The organism is uncultured Kluyvera sp., from assembly GCF_902485085.1.
In the GTDB taxonomy this organism is placed as follows: Bacteria; Pseudomonadota; Gammaproteobacteria; order Enterobacterales; family Enterobacteriaceae; genus Kluyvera; species Kluyvera ascorbata.
This window is the reverse complement of sequence record NZ_CABTJS010000112.1, coordinates 1-3,750: the sequence shown is the minus strand read 5'-3', so window position 1 is coordinate 3,750 and position 3,750 is coordinate 1. Positions and strand designations below refer to the sequence as shown.

General features: G+C 52.1%; 4 protein-coding genes and 2 tRNA genes. 4 read left to right on the top strand and 2 right to left on the bottom strand.

Annotated elements, in window-relative coordinates; translation table 11 throughout:
* The first annotated feature begins 103 nt into the window (after positions 1–103).
* Together RDN66_RS13290 and RDN66_RS13285 are read left to right on the top strand one after the other, a co-directional pair.
* Positions 104–180, top strand: a tRNA-Asp gene (locus RDN66_RS13290).
* Between the two features lie 63 nt (positions 181–243).
* Positions 244–319: transfer RNA gene (locus RDN66_RS13285), tRNA-Trp, on the top strand.
* Between the two features lie 101 nt (positions 320–420).
* Here the strand turns inward: RDN66_RS13285 and hdfR are convergent.
* A complete protein-coding gene (hdfR, locus tag RDN66_RS13280) occupies positions 421–1,239 on the bottom strand; it encodes an HTH-type transcriptional regulator HdfR (RefSeq protein WP_035896410.1) in 819 nt (272 codons plus the stop codon).
* 118 nt (positions 1,240–1,357) lie between these two features.
* Between hdfR and RDN66_RS13275 the strand changes: the two genes are divergently transcribed.
* A complete protein-coding gene (locus RDN66_RS13275; protein ID WP_035896409.1) occupies positions 1,358–1,696 on the top strand; it encodes a DUF413 domain-containing protein in 339 nt (112 codons plus the stop codon).
* 24 nt (positions 1,697–1,720) lie between these two features.
* On the opposite strand, the gene RDN66_RS13270 is transcribed toward RDN66_RS13275, so the two are convergent.
* Positions 1,721–3,241 (bottom strand): YifB family Mg chelatase-like AAA ATPase, encoded by a 1,521-nt coding sequence (locus tag RDN66_RS13270; RefSeq protein ID WP_035896408.1) that lies wholly within the window; start codon positions 3,239–3,241, stop codon positions 1,721–1,723.
* 353 nt (positions 3,242–3,594) lie between these two features.
* Here RDN66_RS13270 and ilvL point away from each other — a divergent pair, with 353 nt between their 5' ends.
* Positions 3,595–3,693 carry an ilv operon leader peptide gene (ilvL, locus tag RDN66_RS13265; RefSeq protein ID WP_001311244.1) on the top strand — a complete coding sequence of 33 codons (99 nt, stop codon included), beginning with the start codon at positions 3,595–3,597 and terminating at the stop codon, positions 3,691–3,693.
* Positions 3,694–3,750 lie beyond the last annotated feature (57 nt).

The window sequence follows — 3,750 nt, the reverse complement described above, 5'->3', positions numbered from 1 at the left end:
CGATGGTAGTGTGGGGTCTCCCCATGCGAGAGTAGGGAACTGCCAGGCATCAAATTGCAGTAAACCGGGATGAATAATCCGGGTAGTGACAAAGAAATTCGGTGGAGCGGTAGTTCAGTCGGTTAGAATACCTGCCTGTCACGCAGGGGGTCGCGGGTTCGAGTCCCGTCCGTTCCGCCACTTATTTAAAATTAAGCCTGCTACATTAGCAGGCTTAATGATAAGAAAAATTAAGAAGTCTTTAGGGGCGTAGCTCAGTTGGTAGAGCACCGGTCTCCAAAACCGGGTGTCGCGAGTTCGAGTCTCTCCGCCCCTGCCATATATAATCCTTTGCTTAGGCAAAGGATTTTTTTTGCCCAAAATTTGCCTTTCTTAAAGGCCCATCGCTATTCACTCCGGGCCACTCATTTCCCTTGGTTATCAAAAAACGTTGTTTTTCAATATGTCGCGAATTTGCGCCTGTTTGTCGCTATTTTGCAGCCAGATCGCGTATAAAGGCCGTGAAATTGATGAACCATCAGCAACTGGATATAGGCCGTTTTGTTCCTGTGCCCACGACGTTGGCAACCAGGTACAACCCTTTAACGGCAGCAGCTGTCGATAGGCCAGACTCGCCGAACTGGTGGTTAACAACGGAATATCATCGCTGGCAATAAGCCCGGTTTCATGCTGCTGAAAATCCGCGCCCCACTCGAGACGGAGATAGTTGAGATCGGCTTTGATGGTGGCCGGTGACGCGCAAAACAGCTCCAGAGTAAAATGTCCCAGCAGCTGGCTGCTGAATTCATCCATCTTTGGTGTTTCTGTGGTGATCAGTAGATCGAGCTGGCGCTCATGCAACTGCTTCACCAGAGACTGGCGTTGCGCAATTCGTGCTTCAAACTGCAGGGCATCATCCGCCTGGTAGAGCCTTCCTAGCCACTCATTGAGCATACACTCCCACAGTGAAGCGCTGGCCCCAATCGAAAATTCGTTGTGCCGTGAGGTGCTGGCAACCTCCTTACGAGCTGCCTGCCATGTACTCATCAACGTCTCTGCGTAAGGGAGCAGCTTTTCTCCCGCTGCCGTCAGCCGTATGTTATTGCGGTGACGAGTAAATAAATTAACACCAAGCTGATTTTCTAACTGACGAATACGAAAGCTCACCGCAGATTGTGTCAGATAGAGCGCTTCTGCGGCTCGCCCGAAGTGGCGAGTTCTGCTCACTTCGAGGAAAGTTTTCAGCAATTCGGTATCCACAGCTTTCTCCGCAAAATTTTTTGTCGTAATGATTTAAATCTTTTGTTTTACACTCTGTCAAGCGTATCTAATACTCCGCGCCATAAATAGCTCGGCCAAAGAATTAGGAGCGTGTAGGATGGCGGAAAGCTTTACGACGACTAATCGTTTTTTCGATAATAAAAATTATCCGCGCGGGTTCTCTCGTCATGGTGACTTCACCATCAAAGAGGCGCAGCTGCTGGAACGTTATGGCTTTGCCTTTAACGAACTCGATCTTGGCAAGCGTGAGCCTGCAACCGATGAGGAACACCAGTTCGTCGCGGTATGCCGCGGTGAGCGTGAACCGGCTTCAGAAGCTGAACGCGTATGGCACAAGTATGTGACTCGCATTAAGCGCCCTAAGCGTTTCCATACGCTGTCCGGTGGTAAACCGCAGATGGAAGGCGCTGACGACTACACTGAAAGCGACGATTAAGAAAAAGGGGCTCCGGCCCCTTTTTTATTGCAGTAAGGTTTGCAGGTGGCTAAGCATGCGATCAATCCCACGGTAGCTTAACGCTTCCTGCAAATGTCGACGCTCGATGGCGTCAACGCCCTCCATATCGGCCAACGTGCGTGCAACCTTAAGTAGCCGCTGCCAGGCACGTATCGAAAGCCCCAGTTGCGTGAGCGTCTGTTCCAACCACCGTGAATCCTCATCGCAAAGGGCGCAATGCAGCCTTGCCTCACCGCTACCGAGATGGGCATTAAGCTTCCCCTGCCGAGTAAACTGACGCTGATGGGCAGCAATCACGCGACGCTGTACCTCCCGACTACTCTCTTCGAGACGAACGGGTTGGCTTAGCAATCCTGGCGGAGGCATGGGTATCTCGAGCGATAAATCGAAACGGTCGAGGAAAGGCCCCGACAGACGATTGAGATAGCGCAGCGTCTGTTCTGGCGTGCAGCGATTGTGCTTTCCCTCATAGTGTCCGGTCGGGCTGGGATTCATGGCAGCAATAAGCTGGAAGCGAGCAGGGTAGGTGATTTTGGCGCGCGTCCGTGAAATATGGATCTTACCCGACTCGATAGGCTCTCTTAACGCGTCCAGCACCCGACGTTCAAACTCCGGCAGCTCATCCAGAAATAGAATGCCGTTATGGGCCAGAGATACCTCTCCAGGGGCAGGTATTGACCCTCCGCCCACCATCGCCGTTAACGAGGCGCTATGGTGCGGTGCGCGAAAAGGGCGGCAGCGCCACTCGGCCTGCACGCGGCGACTATTTTCCAGACTGATGATAGCGGCGCTTTCCAGCGCCTCGCGATCGTTAAGCGGTGGTAGTAGACCTCTGAGCCTGGAAGCGAGCATGGTTTTGCCGGTGCCCGGTGGGCCTATCAGCAATAAATTATGCCCGCCCGCCGCCGTCACCTCTAACGCGCGCTTCCCCTGCTGCTGCCCGATGACTTCACTCAGGTCGTCAGCCGCCTCGGTAATTACAGGTGTCTCCGCAGGTGGGAGGCGCAATTCCTGCTTTCCTTCCAGAAACGCACACACTTCCAGAAGATGGCTGGCGATAAGACAATCGTTGCCGCCTAGCAGCCCAACCAACGGGGCATCGTCTTCAGCAAGTACTATCTGCCGCCCGGCGTTGATGGCCTCCATTGCCGCAGAGATGGCTCCAGGAATGCCGCGTAATGCGCCTGTAAGCGCTAATTCCCCCACGAACTCATATTGACCCAGTTTCTGGGTGCTAAGCTGCTCAGAAGCCGCCAGGAGCGCAATAGCGATAGGTAAATCATATCGACCGCCTTCTTTCGGCAGGTCGGCGGGAGCCAGGTTGATGGTGATTTTTTTCGCCGGAAAGGTATAACCGCTGTTGATGATTGCGCTGCGAACCCGATCCCGGGACTCCTTGACGGTCGTTTCCGGCAGACCCACCATCACCAGCCCCGGCAGCCCCTGGCTAATATGCACTTCAATGGTAATGAGCGGCGCATTCACGCCGAGCGCTGCGCGCGTATAGACGACGGATAGTGACATAATTCCTCCCTGATAAAGGGCATTATGCATCGACGTACTGTCGCATTTATCTGTCACTTCGTGAGTTTACGCGCCTCATTCCTGTTTTTTTGCTACTTTTCATGCATTGTCATTTTTCACGGAAGCATGCCCGCATTTTTTTATGCTGCCGTCCAGCCACGCCCGTTTTTGTGCCCGGTGAACGCCAAATGGTGAAATATTTTCATTTCATAATTTTTCTATATAAAACAAATCTTTTTCTAAAGATTCTTAGCGTGGTAATCAATGTCGTCATAAAAAAAACTTGTGCATTTTGTGATGTCTGTGGTAACTCTGTAGGTATTCCTTCGAACAAGATGCAAGAATAGACAAAAATGACAGCCCTTCTACGAGTGATTAGCCTGGTCGTGATTAGCGTGGTGGTGATTATTATCCCACCGTGCGGGGCTGCACTTGGACGAGGAAAGGCTTAGAAATCAAGCCTTAACGAACTAAGACCCCCGCACCGAAAGGTCCGGGGGTTTTTTTAT

Excerpts from the sequence above, each read along its gene's own strand:
- RDN66_RS13275 (WP_035896409.1), top strand. The coding sequence starts at position 1,358 with ATGGCGGAAAGCTTTACGACGACTAATCGTTTTTTCGATAATAAAAAT.
- RDN66_RS13270 (WP_035896408.1), bottom strand. The coding sequence starts at position 3,241 with ATGTCACTATCCGTCGTCTATACGCGCGCAGCGCTCGGCGTGAATGCG.
- ilvL (WP_001311244.1), top strand. The coding sequence starts at position 3,595 with ATGACAGCCCTTCTACGAGTGATTAGCCTGGTCGTGATTAGCGTGGTG.